The following is an 18,107-nucleotide window of genomic DNA, read 5'->3' on the forward strand; positions in this document are numbered from 1 at the left end:
GTTTCAACATCATCATTCTGAGGGACAGCCACCTAACTTGGCTAGGCTCACGAAGGCCGGCCCATTACGGCATCTAGGTCGTGTTGACGGTTCTAACCCAGAGTGATCTGCGGCGATGCTTAGCATCGACAGGTACGCTCTGGCAGTTTTTCGTAACGGGTAGCAACGCGACGGAACTGTTTGATGCGATTGACACAGCGTTCGACGCGATTGCGATGCTTATAGGCCTCACGATCGTATTTGATTTGGATCGTGCGGTTCGATCGCGGCGGGATCACAGCCTCGATGCCACGCTCTACAAGGTCAGCGCGAATAGCGTCGCTGTCGTAGCCTTTATCGCCGAGAAGCTTTCTGGGATTGACGTCGTGAAGCTCCATCAATGCTTCGTAGGCATTAACTTCGTGGACCTCGCCGCCAGTGACGTCGAAGGTCAGCGGGTTGCCTTCGGCATTGGTGCGGACGTGGACCTTCGTCGAGAAGCCACCGCGCGAGCGGCCGAGCGCTTCCCGATTTTGATTCCCCCTTTTACTCCAGCCGCATGCTGGTGCGCCCGGATGATGGTGGAATCGATGGCGTGCTCCTCGTCGGCGGGAGGCCCGAGACTCGCCAAAGTCTCGAATGCCGCATCCTACACACCAGATTTGCTCCAGCGGGTGAAGCGAATGAAGACCGAGTTCCACTTGCCGTATCGTTCCGGCATGTCGCGCCACGGCGCGCCAGTGCGCAGAATCCATAGAATGCCGTTGACCGTACGCCGCTTGTCTAGAATTGGCGGGCCACGCTCGCCGCGATCGGGCAATAGCGGATCGAGTATTTGCCATTGTGTCTCCGTCAGATCGGCCCGACTCAATCCTGCCTCCCATCTGTGGACGCCCCCGTGAGTGCAAGTAGAATCTTTCGTGAGGTGCTGCGCGTAGTCGGGTGCTGACATCTGTCCGGCCTCTGATGCGACCGGTCATGCGTTCGCGGGCCCGTATGGGAGTTCGCGGATCGGAGGCCAAATCACAGAAGCGTGCTCGAACTTGGGGCACTGTGGGAGGAACTGGCTTTCCCGATCCCGTCTCATCGACTGTTGCGCCATACCTTTCCGTCTGACCTTCCTACACTCTCGACGACCTCTGGCTGGACGGCTATGCCGCTGCGGCCGGAGCTTGGTAGACGCCGCCTTTTGCCAAAAGCGCCCAGACAGTGCGGGCCATCTTGTTGGCAAGGGCGACGATCACGAGCATGGGCGGCTTGCGGGAGAGCATCCTCGCCAACCACGATCCTTGTGGAGAAGTGCCGCGGCGGCGAGCATGCCGCACGACGGCGCAAGCACCGATGATGAGCAAGCGCCGCAAGGTTCGCTCACCCATCTTCGACGTTGCGCCAAGCTTTTGTTTTCCGCCGGTCGAGCGTTGCAGCGGTGTCAGTCCCAGCCAGGCAGCGAAGTCGCGGCCTTTCTTAAATGTCGTGGCCGCGGGGGCCAGAGCGACGAATGCTGTTGCTGTTATCGGGCCCACACCTGGTATGGTTGCCAGCCGCCGCGCGGTTTTGTCTTCCCGGGCACGGCGTGCGATCTCGACGTCAAGATGTTTGATCCTGTGATCCAGCAACCGCAGCGTATCAACCAGCAGCTCGAGTGCCAGTCGGGCGGCTTCTGGCAACTCGCTGCTCGGATCCTCCAGCTGTTCAATGAGCTTGACGACGTGAGATGGCCCCTGGGGAACGATCACGCCGTACTCGGCAAGGTGGCCGCGTAGAGCATTGATCACCTGCGTGCGCTGTCGCACCAGGAGGTCGCGCGCCCGAAACACGACCGCGCTAGCCTGCTGCTCCGCACTCTTGACGGCGACAAAGCGCATCGTTGGCCGTTGAGCGGCCTCACAGATCGCTTCGGCATCGGCCGTATCGTTCTTCTGCCGTTTCACGAAAGGTTTCACGTAGGCAGGCGGGATGAGGTGAATTGTGTGGCCGAGTTTGCCGATCTCGCGCGCCCAATGGTGCGCGCCCGCACAGGCTTCCATCGCGACCAAGCACGCCGGCTGCTTGGCGAAGAACTCCAGCACCTTGTTACGCCGCAGCTGTTTGCGGAAAATAGTGACACCTGCAGCATTCGCCCCATGCGCCTGAAATACATTCTTCGCCAAATCCAGTCCGATCGTGCTAACTTCCATGGCGGACGCTCCTTTCTCTGCGGTGGCTGTTCAACACCACCATCTTGGCACATTGATGCCGTCGAGAGGGGCGTCCACCCCATCACAGAAAGGCAGTCTTGAATCAAAACTCGATTCCGCTGTCAAAAACCATCAACACGACCTAGTGTGTGGTGGCGATCAACGCTGAGCGCATCGAAAGCACAGCGATGGTTAGGCGACAGAAACGACGTTTATTGGGTGGCGAGCAAGGATGTCACGCAGAGTCTGGAGCACATCAGAGAGCGCGACAATATCTCTAGGTGCGCCGAGGCAGATGCGGGTTGCGCCGGGATCCGCCTCGCCAACGGCGAATGCCAGGCGTGTGGTCACAAGTATGCCGCGACCTCGGGCGGCGGCGGCAAATTCATCTGCGGACCACTCTGGTGGCAATGGCAACCATCCGTAGAAGGGCGGGAACTGAAGCTTTGCGGCTTTGGGAAAGATGTCCCGGAACACTCGGTAACGCTCGAGCGCCTGCAGGCGCCGCTCACGCAGAAGTTCTTCAAACTTGCCGCTCTCGATCAGCCGCACCACCACCTCGCTTACCATTGGAGCCACAAACCAGGCGGAGGCGTGCAGGAGAAGCTCCGCTTGAGCAACGTAGTCTGTCGGGACAAACAACGTGCCAAGTCGGAAAGCTGGCGCAAGGCATTTGGAGTAGGACGTGATGTAGAAGGTGCGGCTTGGCGCCAACGAGGCGATTGGCGCCGGACGCTCGGAGAAGAAGAAGCTGTAAACGTCATCCTCTACGACGGCGAGATCAAGCTCCTCGGCCAGTTCAGCGATGCGCCGCCGGCGAGCAAGGCCCATGGTGCGGGCCGTCGGACTCTGCAAGGTCGGCATGCAATACAGCACCCGCGCCCCGGACGCGCGACACGCCTGTCTTAGCGCCTCCGGATTTATTCCCTCGTCGTCCATCTCCACAGGCACCAAGTTGAGATGGCCGGCAGCGGCGATAGCTTTGAAGCCGGAATAGGTGAAGGTGTCGACTAAGATGCTATTGTCGGGCTTTGCCACCAGGCGCAGGGCGATGTCGATGGCGTGCTGGGCGCCGTTGCAAAGAAAGACCCTTGCCGGCTCGACGGTGAAGCTGTTGTCAGACAGCGACGCAGCGATGATTTCGCGGTGCTTCCAGATGCCCCCATGAGGGTGGTAGCGCAGCAACGGCGCAAGATCAGACTCGCGCACCACCTCACCGAACATCGCTGACAGGCTTTGCGTTTCGCCTCCCTCGACGGGTACGTTCAACGCCAGATTGATCGGTTCATGTCTTGCCGTCGGCTCGGCTCGGGCGGCGGAGCGGCGCCGGACGAAGGTGCCCTGCCCGACATGGCCGCTGACAACGCCGCGCTGTTCGGCCTCCTGATAGGCTTTGCTCACGGTCCCGACGGACAGACCAAGCTCCCGTGCCAGGTCGCGGTGAGGCGGCAGGCGATCGCCGTCCGATAGCCGGCCATCGGCGATGTCCTGCTCCAGAGCGTTGACCAGGGCGAGGTAGCGCGGCCCCTCAGAGGCGAGTTGCCGAGGTCGCCAGCCCGAAATTGGTCCATCCAGGCTCATGTCCCGCGCTCCTTTTTCTTTCGGGCTCATCGCCTGCTAGACATGAAGATGGCCGACATACTTTCTGACAGTGTAGGACTCCAGACCCTCGATGCCGCCTTCGCGGCCCCAGCCACTGTCGCCGATTCCACCGAACGGCGTTTCGGGTATCGTCACCACCATCTGGTTGATGCCGATGACGCCGACCTCCATCTCCTCCGCTATCCGGTTGGCCGTTGCGGCAGAGCGAGTGAAGGCATATCCGGCCAGACCGTAAGGCAATGCATTCGCCCGTGCGATGGCCTGTTCTAGATCATCAACAGGTTGTACTAGCGCAAGGGGGCCGAACGGCTCCTCTTTCATAGCCCTGGCCCGGTCGGGCATATCCGCCAGGATCGTGGGCCGATACATCAGACCTGTTCCCTTCAGTCGTTCACCTCCGACCACAAGGCGCGCCGAATGGGACAAGGCGTCGGAGATCAGGTCGTCCATCGCTGCGACGCGGCGTGTGTTGGCGACGGGCCCCACCGTGGTGCCTGTTTGCAGGCCGTCGCCCACCACCTGCTTCTCGACGTAGGCACGCGCGTGTTCGAGGTACTCTTCGTAAACCGGCTGCTCCACGAAAAAGCGTGTCGGCGAAGTGCAGACCTGGCCAGTGTTGCGCAGCTTGATGGCCATGGAGAGCTCCGCGGCGCGCTGCACGTCGGCGTCCTTCGCGACGATCACCGGTGCATGGCCGCCCAGCTCCATGGTGGCGAGGGTCAGGGTCTCTCCAGCGAGCCGAGCGAGGTGTCGTCCCACGGGTGTTGATCCCGTGAACGAGATTTTGCGGATGATCGGCGAGCGCAGTAGATATTCGGAGACTTTCGCCGGTACGCCGAAGACCACGTTCAGCACGCCTTTGGGTAGCCCTGCGTCGGTGAGTGCCCGCGCTATTTCCAGCGTGGTACCCGGCGTCTCTTCGGCCGGCTTGATGATGCAAGTACATCCGGCGGCAAGAGCGGGGGCGATTTTACGCGCGGGCGTGACTGCCGGGAAGTTCCAGGGCGTGAAGCAGGCGACGGGGCCAACCGGCTCCTGCATGACCGTCTGGCGCATGTCGGGCAGGCGCGCCGGGATGACACGCCCATAGCTGCGCCGCCCCTCTTCCGCGAACCAGTCGAAGAACTCCGCCGCGGCGGTGATCTCGCCCTTTGCTTCAGCGAGGGTCTTACCTTCCTCCAGGGTCAGTACCGTCGCGATGTGGTCCAGACGCTCTCGCATCAGGCCGGCCGCGCGGCGCAAGATCTGCCCACGCTCATAAGGCGAGGTGCGCTTCCAGCTCTCGAAGGCTCGACTGGCGGCCGCAAGTGCGCGGTCGAGTTCTGCCGCTCCGGCGTGCGGCAGCTTGCCGAGAGGCTGCTCCGTGGCCGGGTTGAGAACGGTTTCGCTTCCAGCATTGGTTTCCTCGATCCATTCGCCATCGATGAGGAGTGCCAGTTTCGTGTACATATTCTATTCCTTGGACGGATATGATGCGCTTAGACGCGAGTGGACGAGATCCCGATTGGATCGAGTTCCTGTGTCGATGCGGCTCCGATGAAGAACCATTTTTGCTCGCGCAAGTTAGTGGGGGACGCGACCGATTCTGATGGCGGATGACTGATGCCTCCCCTTAAGCCTTCCCCCAGCGAGCAAGACCGGCTTCAGCGATGATCTTCGCGATGGCCGCCTTCTGTTCGTCTGCCAACGGCAGCAGCGGCAGGCGCGGGCCACCCGCGCCCCGACCGAGCTGGCTCATAGTCTCCTTGATGGCCGCGTAATAGGATCCGGACTGGAAGCAACGATAGAAGGCGAAGACGTCGCGGCCGAGGTCATCCAATGTCTTGTCTCCACTCAGGGCCTTGTCCCAGTAGTCGCGGATCAAAGGCCCGGCGATTTGATGCGCCATCGCGACCACTCCGTGAGCGCCAACGGCGCGGGCCGGCACGATCATGGTCTCGTAGCCGACGAAGACACGAAGTCTGTTCCCCACGCGCTGCACGAGCTCTGTCACCTGAGTGATCACGCCGGAGCTATCCTTGATAGCGACGACGGTCGGCAGCGCCGAGAGCTGCTCCACGAGGGCCGGAGTGATATCGATGCCGGCGCGACGCGGGCTGTTGTAGAGCATCAGCGGCAGCGACGTGTTCCGGGAGATGTGCTCGAAGAAGGCCACGATCTCGCGCGGGCTCGGCATGGCGTAGATCGGCGGCAGGATCATGCCGCCCGCGCAGCCCGCCGCCACGGCCGACTGGCACGCTTCCAGCACATCCTCGACACGCAAGTCGGCGACGCCTGCCAGGACGGGGACTCGGCCGCCCACATGGTCGACGGTCAACTTGTAGAGGCGCGCGCGCTCGGCCTTGGTGAGCGCATAGAATTCTCCGGTGCTGCCGGCCGCGACGACGCCCTGCGCACCATTGGCGATCGCGTCGTCGATGAGTGCCTTGTATCGGGTCTCGTTGATGGAGCCGTCGGCTCCGAAAGGAGTGACGAGCACGGGGAAGATGCCGCCCCAGTTCATATTGGTCATGATCAATTATCCTTTGTTGGAAGATGCGGTTGAAGGTGCGGCCGCCGGCGAAGTGAGGGGGCCGAGAAGACGGGCCTGTTCCGTGAACCGTCCGACGAAGGCCGCGAGCCTCGGGTTTGCGCTCGAGAGCAGGAGTTCGCGTGGAGCTCCGCTGGCTGCGACGACTCCTTGGTCCATGAAGACCACCCGGTCGGCCAGCTCATAGGCGAAGCCGATCTCGTGGGTGACGATGACCATGGTCATTCCTTCGGCGGCGAGCTGGCGGATAGCGGCGAGCACTTCGCCCACCAGTTCCGGATCCAGCGCCGAAGTCGGCTCGTCGAAAAGCATGATGGTGGGCTGCATGGCGAGCGCCCTGGCTATCGCGATGCGCTGCTGCTGGCCGCCCGACAATTGCGAAGGGTATTTGTGCCCGGCGTCGGGAAGGCCCATGCGGGCGAGGAGCTCGCGCGCTCGAGCTTCGGCTTCGGGGCGCGGCACCTTCTTCACCACTAGCGGCGCTTCGATGATGTTCTCCAGGGCGGTGCGGTGGGGGAACAGGTTGAAGCTCTGGAACACCATGCCGGTCTTGGTGCGCACGGCACTGACCTGTCTGCCGGAGAGCTTCAGCCGCTCGTCACCGATGCTGCGGAACAGAGGCGCCCCCTCGATGACAATCTCCCCTTGGTCCGGCTCCATCAACAGGTTCATGCAGCGCAGCAGCGAGGTCTTGCCCGAACCGCTCGCACCGATCAGGCAGACCACCTCTCCGCGATGGACGTCGAGATCGACGCCACGAAGGACATGATTCTTCCCGTAAGACTTCTCGATGCCGCGTACGCTCAGTACGACTTCGGTGGATGTTACCGTCATCACGCGGCCTCCTTGCGTTCGAATCGGCGAGAAAGAGCGCTGAGGGGGAACAGCAAGAGGATGAAGACGGCACCGATGACGGTGTAGACCTCCATCGGCCGGTAAGTGAAACTGGCGATGTAGCCCGCCTGATAAAGCAGATCGGGGATGGTCAGCACCGAAAGAAGCGTCGTGTTCTTGAGCTGCATGATGGTCTGGCCCATCAGCGGCGGCACCATGCGGCGGAGTGCCTGCGGCAGGATGATGCGCCTCATGCGCTGCACGTACCCCATGCCCAAAGCGATGGCGGCGTCGGTCTGGCCACGGTCGATCGATTGGACGCCGGCGCGCAGGATCTCGGCATAGAAACCGCTGGCGTAGAACCCGAGACCCAGAACACCGGCCGTTTCCTTGCCGATCTGGATCTGAAGAAAGATTGGCAGCGCATAATAGGTCCACATCAGCAACACCAGCAGCGGGATGTTGCGGAAGAACTCGACCCAGACTCGCCCGGTCCATCGCACCAGTGGCCATGGAGTGAGCTGAAGCAGCGCCACGAGGAGGCCGATCGCGAGTCCGATGGCGCAGGTGTAGATCGTGTATTTCAGAGTGACGAGCAGACCGTAGGCAAGGATGTCCCAATTCGCAAAGACGATGGACGGATCGAATTTCATGGCGCTCTCCGTCAGTTCGGAAGAAAGCCGGCAGGTAGCGGATCGTCTGTTTCCAGAACGAGAGTGGAAAATGCGGTGATATGAGCCATGCCACGCACCTCCGGAATCACTGCCGGCCTGCCGTCGCTGGCCTTAGCCAACTCCGCTATTTTGGCTTCGAAGGGGACACCGAGAATGTTCTCGGCCCGGTATGCGGCGCCTATCGCCAACTGCCCGCGGGCGTAGAGTTGGGCCAACCGGGCGGAGGTACCGGTGCCACAGGGCGAACGGTCGAACTTGTTGCTGGCCAAAATGACCAGATGTTGGGCGCCGCCCTCGATGGAGTGATAGAACAGCACGCTGCCGACCTGCGGCGCTCCGCTGCGGGCGTTTAGCGCTTCCTTGATCGCCATGCCCGCGCGGCACCAGCGGCTGGCATGGTCGATGTCGAATGGAAGATCGACCTGGTCAGCGTCGATTAGCGCATATGTGATCCCGCTATAAGCAATGTCGCAGGTCACCGCGCCGAGACCTTCGACCTCCGAGACGATGTCGGAGGCGAGAACGACGGAGGGCACGTTGCGTAACAGGACAGACGTTAGCCGCCCGGCCTCGAACGTGCCTGTCACATGGATGATCCCCGCCGGGGTCTCTATGGACATGCCGTTTTGCTCAAAGCCCTGCGGGAGGGCTCCCGTAGCCGCGAGACTGGCGATGTAACCGATCGTGGCATGGCCGCACATGTCGGCGTAAACGTAGGAGAAGATGAAGAATAACCCCTGGTCCGCCTCGCGGGAGGGCACGGGCACCGCCGCCACCATGGCGGCATGCCCGCGCGGTTCATGGAGCAGCAGCGTTCTCAAGCCGTCATGGTTGTTGCGGAAATCATCTCGCTGCTCGCGCACGCTCTGCCCGCGCAGCGGAGGGATGCCCGCCATGACCGTTCGGGTGGGATGCCCTGCGGTGTGGCTGTCGATGACAGTGAAGAGACGGCTCGTACGCATGGCGTCAGCAATACTTGCCGGACTGGGGAACCACTTTCATGTCAATGCCGCGCTCGAGCATGTAGTGCGTGATGCGTGAGCAGGCGAGGCCGAGCGAATTCTGCTGCGACATCCAATTGGCCAGGAAGTTGGAGAACCCCTCATTTCCGGCTTCGCGGCGAATGCCGATCGTGGCCGGGTTGCGCAGCACCGGCGTGGGCACCACGGCCTTGCCGACCCCCTTCGAGTCGAGAAGCGCGGCGTCCTGGTCGGCGACGATCATCGCGTCGACCTTGCCTGACTGCATTTCCAACACTGCCTGGTCGCGCGTGGGCACTACGACGATGGTCGAGTTGGGGATTACGGATTCGGCGATCACCTGCATAGTGCCGCCCTTCTGCACGGCGACGCGCACTTCCTTCTTGTCCATCTCGCGCCAGGTCTTGGGCGCGAAGCCGGGACGTGCGACGAGCGCCCAGATGCCCTCGACGATCGCCCCTGGCACATAGTCGATGACGAGCCCGCGGCGAGGATTGGGGTTCAACGCTACCGCGAGATCCACCTTGCCGGCCTGGAAGTCGGCTGCAAGATTGCCCCAGGTCGTCTCGTAATATTCGATCTGAACGCCAAGCAGATTGGCGATATCCTTGCCCCAATCGACGAAGAATCCCGACCATTCGCCGGTGCGCGGATCCTTGATGTAGCCGGGCTCCTCCGCGACCATCACGGGAAATTTCAACTTCCCACTCGACTTGATGCGATCGAGCACCAAAGAGGGGTTTTCGGCTCGGGCCGGCATGGAGCCCGGCCCGAACAACGCGGCCGCACCAATAACAGCAGCGATAATCACACCCACCAAACGGCTCATTGAGGTCTCCTCTTATTGAACTAGGTCAATTTACGATTGATCCATATCATTTTTGCCGAGCAGCGCAACCTCAAACTTGCGCCGTGGACCAGCTTTATCGAAGCCGGTAAGGCACGCCTGAAATTCGGGGTGCCCGGCCCGCGATGAGGTCGCAGATAATTGCCGCAGTCATTGGGGCTCCGCTGATGCCCATGTGGCCGTGGCCAGTGGCGAAAAAGATGGCCGGATGCTTAGGATGGGCGCCGATGATCGGGAGGCTGTCCGGCGTTGATGGTCTCACGCCCATCCAGTCGGTCACACGGCCGATGGATATGTCCGGCAGCATTGCGCGGGCGTATGCCTGCAGCTTCTTGTTTTGGTTCGGGTCCCGCGGCGCATCGGGCGTGTCGAATTCGGCGATGCCCACAATGCGCAGCCCTTCGTCGAGCGGCGTGGCAACAAAGGCCGAAGCTGCGTCGGTGACTGGGCGGCTGAGGGCACTGGAACCACCGGGAATGGTGATATGGTACCCGCGCTCGCTCGCCAGTGGCAGGGAAATTCCCAGGGAGCGGGCCAGATCGCGGCTAGCGATGCCCGCTGAGATAATTACTGCGTTACAGCGGTAAGGCCCGGTGCTCGTCTGCAGCGTTACACCTTCTGTGCCTGGCTCTATAGCCTCAACCCGCGCCGTCCGAAGCAAGACGCCAAGCGCAGCGGCTCTCTCCATGAGGCCCTGTACCAGCGCCGGAGGTGACGTCACATGGCCGCTGCCTGGAAAATATACTCCGCGCTTGTAGTCGCGGGATATAGCCGGCTCCAACTCGCGCAGCTGCTCAGCGTTCAGCTTCTCAAAAGCTACGCGATGCTTCGTCCGCTGACTGTCTACCTGTTCATCGAGTGCGCCAGGCGATACGTCGCGCCATACATGGAGGGCGCCGCTCGGTCGGAATAATCGTTTCCACTCGGCGTCGCCAAGCATCCCGCGATAGAGATCGGCACACTGCTGATTGAGAGCGTGCAACGCCGCATACGCCGCCTCCCAAGCCTGCGGGCGTCCAGCACGCACGAAGCGGACCAGCCACGGGAGGGTGCGGGGCAACTCACGCGGCGCCAGGCGTACTGGTCCATTAGCGTCAGTGAACCAGCGCAGCGCACGCCACACGACACCGGGATGAGCCATGGGAAGAGCCGACCCCGCATTGTATTGCGCACCATTGCCCCAGGAACAGCCATGGCCGACGTCTCCCTCCTCGACCACGGTGACGCGGTGCCCCTCCCGCGCCAGCATGAGCGCGCAACTCACGCCGACCACGCCCCCGCCGATAACCGCGATGGTACGTTGTTCAACCATGCGATATCTCCCGACCACGCCAAGTCACCCGAGGCCGCTGCGCCAAACCCTCAATCGCCATAGAGTTACTAGGCTCACGGCTCGATGTGTTGACGGATTGAAATAGATCAACAGATACAATTAGACTCTATTGAACTAATACAGTCGCTTCCGGCGGGGGTCAATGGAAATCTATTCTCCGTTGATCAAACGAGGCATCCAGTTGATTTCGTTTTAATTCTGCTTCCCCGGTTAGCGCCCACCTACATTGCTATCTGGCAAAATGACATAGAGCATTAATGATCTTGGGTTCCAGGCGCACGCGAATAGCCCTACAGCATTCAGTTCGCCGTGACCCTCAAGGGCTCTGGAAAACTCCGCAGGGCGGCTGAACTCCCACGGATTCAGCATTCGCGCCTTATCGGATCATTTGAGCATCCGGTCGGTTTCAGTTTTTCGAGGGCTCAAGGATAGGCAGTGTCGCCCTTCGTCGGAAAACCGGAAAATAACGGGCGCATTCTAGTAGCCGCAGTCATGAAGCAGTTGAGGCATTCGTGCGGAGCGGAAGAGATTGATGAGCGCGCGCGATAGCGGCGCAAGCCTGTCGACTGTACGCGCCGCGGCTTGCGCCGGATTGCCGTTCGCCGTTTGGCAAAGCCGTTTTCGACAGGTTGAGGTCTGGGCTAGTACCCACTTTTCTTAGATCGTGAGTCGTGATTCAAGATATGGATGATACCCGAAGCAAGAGAAGTCCACCTTTCGAGGAAAGATCGCAAGGTGCTTGAGGCGTGTTGTCGCTCACCGGTGACATTGCAGCGCGATTTGAAGCGGGCACGGATAGTTCTATTGGCGGCGGCCGGGCGCAGCACCCGCTCGATCGCCAAGGAAGTTGGGGTCCAGCCGCGGGTTGTCAGCCTTTGGCGGCATCGCTATGCCGACCATGGCCTTGAAGGGCTGCGAGATAAGCCGCGGCCTGGCAAGCAGCCGATCTATACGAAGACGACCGACAAGCGGATTCTGAAGCTGCTGGATAAGCCGCCCCCGCAAGGGTTTGCGCGCTGGACCGGTCCTCTGCTGGCCGAGGCGCTGGGCGATGTTGACGTCCAATATGTCCGGCGCTTCCTGCGCAGCCACAAGCTTGACCTCGCAGCTCGCAAGTCCTGGTGCGAGAGCAACGACCCGAACTTTACGGCCAAAGCCGCCGATGTTGTTGGCCTTTACGTCGCCCCGCCGGCGAAGGCTATTGTGCTCTGCGTGGACGAGAAGCCTTCGATCCAGGCTTTGGAGCGAGCGCAGGGTTATCTGAAGTTGCCCAATGGCCGCGCCTTGACCGGCCAGAGCCACGATTACAAGCGGCATGGCACCACAACATTGTTTGCAGCGCTCGAAGTCGCCACCGGAAAGATCATCGCAAGGCATTCAAAACGCCGTCGCCGCGTCGAGTTTCTCGATTTCATGAACAGCCTCACCGCGGCCTTTCCGAACCGTCAGCTTCACGTCATAGAGCTGATCCAGACCTTGAACCGGTCGGGATAGTTGTGGCCGCGGTAGCCCTTGTCGCCGTGGATGCGGCGCGCTGCAACACCTGTGAGCTTTTCGAGGTCGGCGATGACGGGACCGAGCGTGTGGCCGTCATAGGGATTGCCGTGCAGGGCCTTGGCATGCAGCACAAACTGCCCGCCTTTGGGCGCGGTGGCAGGCGTGGCAATCGAGACTTTGCCATTAACTCGTAAGGTGCCCGGGCCTTGCCTTTGCCGATGCACTCCACCTCTGAACGCTATCATGCGGCGCTCCTGCATAGAGAGATCACCGCTGAAAGAACCATGAACCCGGTAGCGGATCACTTTTGTCTATCAGGGCTGACACCGTGCCCGCGATTAAAGAACGGAGGACTAACCGCACTGCCCGCGTCAAGGCAATCGTCCTTCACTTACACGTTTTTGGCGAGAAGCACACAAAAGCTGCTCTTTTGGCTATGACATTGCAAGTGCGCGGTACGGACAGGCTAGGTGCCCGGCATCAAGCGACTGTAGTCCCTGTAGCCACGGCAAGAGATGCTCACGCCTCAGGTGCAAGGTGCCGTCCTGTCTTATCTGACCGATATTGTTGCGAGCATCATATAGCGCTATGGTGCACTTCGCGAGGGAGCCATCTGCCCGAACAACCAAAGAGTTTAGCTTTGAAGCGGAGCAAATCCTATCTTCAAGCTTCCGCGAACAATTTAACACATGCATATGTTTTGCGACCATTCGTCCAAGCTGTCGAACAACTTCCGATTGGTTTTTGTCGGCAATGACAGCAGTTGATGAGTCATTCACGCCACCCAATTTCGCGATTGGCTTTAGGAAGACCGTAAACCTCCTGTCGTTGCCAAATTCCGAGAGAATCTTTTCGAGCAGCATCTCCGCTGATACTAGATTATCTGGCGTAAGATGAATCCTTAGCAAGACATCTACGTTGCATTCGGATTCGCGAATGGACATGAGATTTTGCCAGATTTGGCCGAAGCTGTTGCACCCATTCAGCATTTTTCGTCTTGAATTGTGCGCATCTTCGTCACCATCGAGGGATATTTGGAAGCCAGTGATCCCGATGTCTACGAGTCGTCTCAACACTAACGGTTCGAGTAGATATCCATTTGTAGTCATGCTCCCACAATACTGAAAATTGGTTGAAATTCGAGTAAGTGATGTGATGTGATGCGAGATTTCTTCGATGATTTCCGGAGCAAGAAGCGGCTCGCCACCAAACCAGCTCACCTTCAACAATTCTATCCTTTGTGCCTTTCTCGTGAGTAGGGCCTTTATTCCGTCAATTACGGGCTTCTTCATTTTGCCTATCGAGAAGTTCTCATAACAGTAGGTGCATCTAAAGTTACATTTCTCGGTAGGTAGCAGAAAAAGCTCAAATACGCGCGGATCGATCGCGCTCAGAATCTCTGATTGTCCGCTCAAGTTTAGTCTCCGAAGACGCTGACCAGGGGTGCCGTCAGAAAAGTGTTTGGAATTGGCGGTGGCAGCCCCCGGGAAATTTGACGCATAGCTTGTCAGGCAGCGAGGTCGATCGACTGGGCGATGGGTTTTTCGGCGAGCATTTTCTAGCCGTCGACTTTGCGTATGTTGATCTGGCCGGAGGATAGCAAGGCCCAGAACAACATCGCTGCCGTGTCGGCGGAGGGCAGCAATCGACGATGAGGCGCTCCGGCCGCTGAACCGCGCCTGGTGAGATCGTCGAGCACACTGCGCCAGATCTCAGCGCTTTCATCGCCCATGTTCCTGATCGCGAGCAGAACTTTTGTCCGTCGGCGCGCACCCTCAAGACGACAAACAGCGAAATCGCAGTGGCTTTGCGGTCGAGCCTGACGCGAACCACCGTTCCATCGAGGATGAGCCGTACGATCGGCTCGTCGGCGAGCGAGCGGGCGTTCCCAGTCGGTCTTTACCTTGCGCCAGGTTCGGCTCGCCGTATCCTTGCTCACCAGACCACGAAACAGCGCCGTCAGAGCCCGTCGAACTCGCCGCGTGCTGGTCGCAGCCGGATAGGTGGCGGCGATCACCGCATCCGCTGTGATAGCGCGGTGCTCATAGGCCTTCAACGTCTTGCTCTTCCATTCGGCCGTAGCGCCGTCGGGGGTGTTCAATCGCGCGGCATGGCCAACCCGACCGGGACAAACGTTCCCAGAAGCTAGCGCTGGGCGTTTCGAGGTTGAACACCCCGGAGACTACGCCAACGTAAATTCCTACCAACCTCACGACGGCACCCCGACGAGTTGCCTACCGGCAACTTGAGAGCGGGAATCTTCCGCGCCACCCAATATTGGCTTCGTGGCATGTTGGCGTCGCCAGAAAGGAGGTCATCAGAGCCTTTTGCAAGTTGGTATGGGTGATTGAAATCTCGCCATGGTTGTCGATGATAATCGCGTCAAGATCTAAGGGAGCGATGATCAGTGACTCCTTAGCCAAATCGGCAGTCTTGTCATTCATGCTCGGACCTCGCTGGTGGGCTCGAACTTCCACCCAGTTGTCAGCACGTCGGGTTATCACCTCGTTGCTCGTGTTGAGCTGTGGCATAATCATCTCCTTTTTCAGTTCCTAAGATCGAGAAGCCATTAAATTTGCCTCGGCGGGAATCGCTCCGCGCCTTGCCGCACAACCCTGCAATAAAGGGGCCACTCACAGATGGTGGTGAGATTGCTTGAGCTTGCGCCCAGCCAAAGGCCCCTGCCGCAAGCCATGTTTTTCTGGTTAGCGCGTCGCGATGCAACCCTGCAGCATCACGCCCTTCCGCTCGATCGATTTGCCAACCTCGTGCAGCGTGAAGGCGATAGGTGGAGAGGATATCGATGTCAAACACCAACCCAAATTGGTTCTCTTGGTTGAGTTTTCCATTCTTTGCGCCACTCAGCGAGTCAGTAACTCAGGACATTGCACCGAATCTTCTCAAAATTTCGGACACTGAAAAGGAAACATTCCAGGCGGTTAGCTTGAGCGACCAGCTTGAGGTCCTTCGCGAGGCCATCACAGAACTAAAAGGGCCAACAAAGGCATTCCAAAAGGCGGTTGAAGGGGCGTCTCCAGCGGCGCCGCGGACCGGAATGACAATAAAGCGCGTCGAAGAGATGGCAAGGCTCATGGAGGAGATCAAACAGCGTCATGGCGAAGCAGCCAGTTTGGACGCTGAGCGCGCGGCGAACCGGCTAAAGGAGGTTAACCCCACGTGGCGGGGTCAGAGGCAGGCCTGGATCGCTCGGTGAGCGTTTCCGTCTGCCCCGGCATCATTCGGCCTCGGAGCTTTTCCAAACGGTTCAAACATATTGCGCTCGAGCCTATCATGGTCATTTAGGACCTTCTACTGTGGCTGGTTGCAGAGTTGCAGACACGGATGTCCGCACTTCTACATGAAGCCGACGAGTTCCACAGGTGCGGCGCAGACCGCTACGTCGATTTGGCGCTTATGGTTGCCAATGCCGGGGAGAGCTGGACAGCACCACATGAAGCGGAGCGCGCTTTCGCCATCCTGTTCGAAATACTGGGAATCAACGCGCCAGATCGCGAACGCCTTGCCTTCTGCGATCTTCGCGATTCAGGCGCCCAGACTGCATGTTGATGGACATCTCGACAACGTTCGGTCTAGATTGGCCAGAACGGCCGATGCTTGGCTTGTGGTATCGACGGGCTGCCTAGGGTGATTATTCCTGCACTCGCTCGGGGGGCGTCAAGATGATCGTGCATCCCGCGGAAGGTGGTACAGGCAATCGTGACGCGCAGCGGGCTCGCTGTGCTTGAGCCGGCCCCGCAAATCTGAACAGGGCGATAAGTGGAGTTTCTGCCTGACGGCGGGCAAGATTGCCCCGCGAATCAGGAGAGACGATGAGCAGACGAGTACGGCGGAACCACACTGCGGCTTTCAAGGCGAAGGTGGCGCTGGCCGCCGTCAAGGGTGACCGCACGCTGGCGCAACTGGCGGAGCAGTTCGACGTTCACCCCAATCAGATCACATCGTGGAAGGCGCAGCTCGAGGGCCGGCGCCGCAGATGTGTTCGGTCCGGGCAGCGGGAGCCGGCTCGCCGAGCCCACCATCGACGTGAAGTCGCTGCACGCCAAGATCGGCGAGTTGACGCTGGAGAACGATTCCTAAGAAACGGCAGCACCGACTTTCGGCTCCAAGGGCTGGAGAACAAAGCCGAATGCCTTGGCACGCCGATGCAAATTGTTGACTACTCGCGTTCGGTAACGCGTCTCGTAGGACGAGGCCCCGGGATCGACATAGTCCATTCCGTATCGCACAGCATTGCAGAACAGGACTGCGATCTTGCGGGCCGTGGCGGTCACGGCCTTGGCCTTGCCGATGCGCGCTGACAGCCGTCTATAAAAGGCGCCGAGCGCGGTGTCCGTACGACCCACGGTCACGGCAGCAAGGCGCAGAAGTGCCGTCGCCCGGCCGCCGGATCGGTGCGTTCGGGACGAGAGCATTTTGCCGCCGGAGACCTTGTTACTCGGCGCCAGTCCCAGCCAGGAGGTAAAATGCTTTGCACTTGGCCACGAGGAGAGGTCGTCGCCGCATTCAGCGATCAGCTTCAGCGAGAGGTAAGGACCGAGGCCGTCGATCGTGGTGATGTCCTTTCCGAGCAACGCGAACAGCGCCTCGCGGACGTCGAAAGCTAGAGCGTTCGCCTGATCGGTTCGGTTCCGACGCCGCGAGGCCCGCGGCGCTGATCCATGGCCATGACCGCGATGGATGCTCAGTTCCTTCAACACGGCTTCGATCCGGGCGTCGCAGGCAGATGCCTTCTCGTGGTAGGCGTCGTAAAGCGCAGGTGCCTGCTCGAGCGCAAACAGATGCTCGGCGCGATAGCTTCCGGTGAGCGCCTTCGCGATCGTCTCGGCGCTGGAGTGGCAATTGTAATGGCGCAAGCACGCCAGCGCCTCCGGATCGCGCTCGCCGGCAAGGATCGCGCGTATGATACGCAGGCCGGTCGCGCCGGTGATGTCGGCGACAACGTGGTGCAGCTGAAGATTCATCTCCGTCAAGGCCTTCTGCATATGCTGGATGTGTGAGGCCGCGTACTCCAGCAGACGCTCGCGCTGACGCACGTAGGCTCGCAGCTCGGCAATCTTCCCTTTGGGCCGAAAGCTGGCCCGCAGCAACCCGAATGAATGGAGCCGCTGCAGCCATTGCGCATCGCTGACATCGGTCTTGCGCCCCGGCACGTGCTTGGCATCGCGCGCGTTGACAAGAAACACGGTAAATCCCCGGGCATCGAGAAGCTCGAAAATCGGAATCCAGTAGACGCTGGTCGATTCCATGACGACGGTCTCGACGCCGCATTCAGTAAACCAGTCGACCAGCCGATGCAGATCGGTCGTGAAGGTACCGAAGCTGCGGACTGGCTCCGGTGCGCGATCTGCCCTCACAGCAGCCATGTGCATAGTCGCTCCGACGTCGATGGCACCCGCGTTCGGGTGCACCATCGGCATCTTACCACCGTTCCTCGACTTCGATCTTTTGGGGGTCATATATCCAATCCTCCTGCTGACGGCGGCGGAAGGCTGGGCTGGGCTATTGGTCAGATTCCTAAACGGGATCGCCGGATGGCGTCACCACTCTCAAGTGCGCAACAACCCATGGACCAGGTTTTTTAACGGGGTTACGTGCCACCAAAATCGTATCGGCCGCTCCCTTCCGGTCGGCAA

The 18,107-nt window shown here is 60.2% G+C and carries 14 protein-coding genes and 6 pseudogenes; 4 read left to right on the top strand and 16 right to left on the bottom strand.

Annotation, left to right across the window (positions count from 1 at the left end; translation table 11 throughout):
- Positions 1 to 119: 119 nt before the first annotated feature.
- The 10 genes and pseudogenes from NLN62_RS48245 to NLN62_RS48290 all read right to left on the bottom strand — a co-directional run bounded on the left by NLN62_RS48245 (position 120) and on the right by NLN62_RS48290 (position 10,935).
- A pseudogene (locus NLN62_RS48245) lies at positions 120 to 850 on the bottom strand (IS5 family transposase).
- 280 nt (positions 851 to 1,130) lie between these two features.
- Entirely contained in the window at positions 1,131 to 2,156 is a 1,026-nt protein-coding gene (locus NLN62_RS48250; protein ID WP_254113909.1) for an IS110 family transposase, read from the bottom strand.
- Between the two features lie 192 nt (positions 2,157 to 2,348).
- Positions 2,349 to 3,737 carry a PLP-dependent aminotransferase family protein gene (locus NLN62_RS48255; RefSeq protein ID WP_254113910.1) on the bottom strand — a complete coding sequence of 463 codons (1,389 nt, stop codon included), beginning with the start codon at positions 3,735 to 3,737 and terminating at the stop codon, positions 2,349 to 2,351.
- A gap of 36 nt (positions 3,738 to 3,773) precedes the next feature.
- The gene (locus tag NLN62_RS48260) at positions 3,774 to 5,207 is read right to left on the bottom strand and encodes an NAD-dependent succinate-semialdehyde dehydrogenase (protein WP_254113911.1); all 1,434 of its coding nucleotides are present in this window, start codon (positions 5,205 to 5,207) and stop codon (positions 3,774 to 3,776) included.
- 163 nt (positions 5,208 to 5,370) lie between these two features.
- The gene (locus NLN62_RS48265; protein WP_254113912.1) at positions 5,371 to 6,270 is read right to left on the bottom strand and encodes a dihydrodipicolinate synthase family protein; all 900 of its coding nucleotides are present in this window, start codon (positions 6,268 to 6,270) and stop codon (positions 5,371 to 5,373) included.
- A 6-nt stretch (positions 6,271 to 6,276) separates the two neighbouring features.
- Complete coding sequence (locus tag NLN62_RS48270) at positions 6,277 to 7,122, bottom strand: amino acid ABC transporter ATP-binding protein (RefSeq protein WP_254113913.1); 846 nt, start codon at positions 7,120 to 7,122, stop codon at positions 6,277 to 6,279.
- Positions 7,122 to 7,775, bottom strand: coding sequence for an amino acid ABC transporter permease (locus NLN62_RS48275; protein ID WP_254113914.1), 654 nt, complete (start codon positions 7,773 to 7,775; stop codon positions 7,122 to 7,124). The genes NLN62_RS48270 and NLN62_RS48275 overlap by 1 nt, the downstream gene beginning before the upstream one ends.
- A gap of 11 nt (positions 7,776 to 7,786) precedes the next feature.
- Entirely contained in the window at positions 7,787 to 8,758 is a 972-nt protein-coding gene (locus tag NLN62_RS48280; RefSeq protein ID WP_254113915.1) for a proline racemase family protein, read from the bottom strand.
- Positions 8,759 to 8,762: 4 nt separating this feature from the next.
- Positions 8,763 to 9,605, bottom strand: coding sequence for a transporter substrate-binding domain-containing protein (locus NLN62_RS48285; RefSeq protein WP_254113916.1), 843 nt, complete (start codon positions 9,603 to 9,605; stop codon positions 8,763 to 8,765).
- A gap of 94 nt (positions 9,606 to 9,699) precedes the next feature.
- The gene (locus NLN62_RS48290; RefSeq protein ID WP_254113917.1) at positions 9,700 to 10,935 is read right to left on the bottom strand and encodes an FAD-binding oxidoreductase; all 1,236 of its coding nucleotides are present in this window, start codon (positions 10,933 to 10,935) and stop codon (positions 9,700 to 9,702) included.
- A gap of 708 nt (positions 10,936 to 11,643) precedes the next feature.
- Between NLN62_RS48290 and NLN62_RS48295 the strand changes: the two are divergent.
- Positions 11,644 to 12,417: pseudogene (locus NLN62_RS48295) on the top strand (IS630 family transposase); the annotation flags it as partial.
- A gap of 2 nt (positions 12,418 to 12,419) precedes the next feature.
- On the opposite strand, the pseudogene NLN62_RS48300 reads toward NLN62_RS48295, so the two are convergent.
- The 5 genes and pseudogenes from NLN62_RS48300 to NLN62_RS48320 all read right to left on the bottom strand — a co-directional run.
- Positions 12,420 to 12,685, bottom strand: a pseudogene (locus NLN62_RS48300) (IS5/IS1182 family transposase); the annotation flags it as partial.
- A gap of 202 nt (positions 12,686 to 12,887) precedes the next feature.
- Positions 12,888 to 13,868: a radical SAM protein gene (locus NLN62_RS48305; RefSeq protein ID WP_254113918.1), complete on the bottom strand. Its 981-nt coding sequence runs from the start codon at positions 13,866 to 13,868 to the stop codon at positions 12,888 to 12,890.
- A 143-nt stretch (positions 13,869 to 14,011) separates the two neighbouring features.
- Positions 14,012 to 14,560, bottom strand: a pseudogene (locus NLN62_RS48310) (transposase); the annotation flags it as partial.
- Positions 14,561 to 14,687: 127 nt separating this feature from the next.
- On the bottom strand, positions 14,688 to 14,897 hold the full coding sequence (locus NLN62_RS48315) for a hypothetical protein (RefSeq protein ID WP_254114265.1): 210 nt from the start codon (positions 14,895 to 14,897) through the stop codon (positions 14,688 to 14,690).
- A 40-nt stretch (positions 14,898 to 14,937) separates the two neighbouring features.
- Complete coding sequence (locus NLN62_RS48320; protein WP_254113919.1) at positions 14,938 to 15,270, bottom strand: hypothetical protein; 333 nt, start codon at positions 15,268 to 15,270, stop codon at positions 14,938 to 14,940.
- Between NLN62_RS48320 and NLN62_RS48325 the strand changes: the two genes are divergently transcribed.
- From NLN62_RS48325 to NLN62_RS48335, 3 genes and pseudogenes are all read left to right on the top strand, one after another.
- Positions 15,257 to 15,667: a hypothetical protein gene (locus tag NLN62_RS48325; RefSeq protein WP_254113920.1), complete on the top strand. Its 411-nt coding sequence runs from the start codon at positions 15,257 to 15,259 to the stop codon at positions 15,665 to 15,667. The genes NLN62_RS48320 and NLN62_RS48325 overlap by 14 nt on opposite strands.
- A gap of 173 nt (positions 15,668 to 15,840) precedes the next feature.
- Positions 15,841 to 16,020: pseudogene (locus NLN62_RS48330) on the top strand (hypothetical protein); the annotation flags it as partial.
- 263 nt (positions 16,021 to 16,283) lie between these two features.
- Positions 16,284 to 16,545 (top strand): annotated as a pseudogene (locus NLN62_RS48335) (transposase); the annotation flags it as partial.
- A 2-nt stretch (positions 16,546 to 16,547) separates the two neighbouring features.
- Here NLN62_RS48335 and NLN62_RS48340 read toward each other — a convergent pair.
- Positions 16,548 to 17,930: an IS110 family transposase gene (locus NLN62_RS48340; RefSeq protein ID WP_254113921.1), complete on the bottom strand. Its 1,383-nt coding sequence runs from the start codon at positions 17,928 to 17,930 to the stop codon at positions 16,548 to 16,550.
- Between the last annotated feature and the right edge of the window lie 177 nt (positions 17,931 to 18,107).

The sequence above is a fragment of the Bradyrhizobium sp. CCGUVB23 genome (genome assembly GCF_024199885.1).
GTDB lineage: Bacteria > Pseudomonadota > Alphaproteobacteria > Rhizobiales > Xanthobacteraceae > Bradyrhizobium.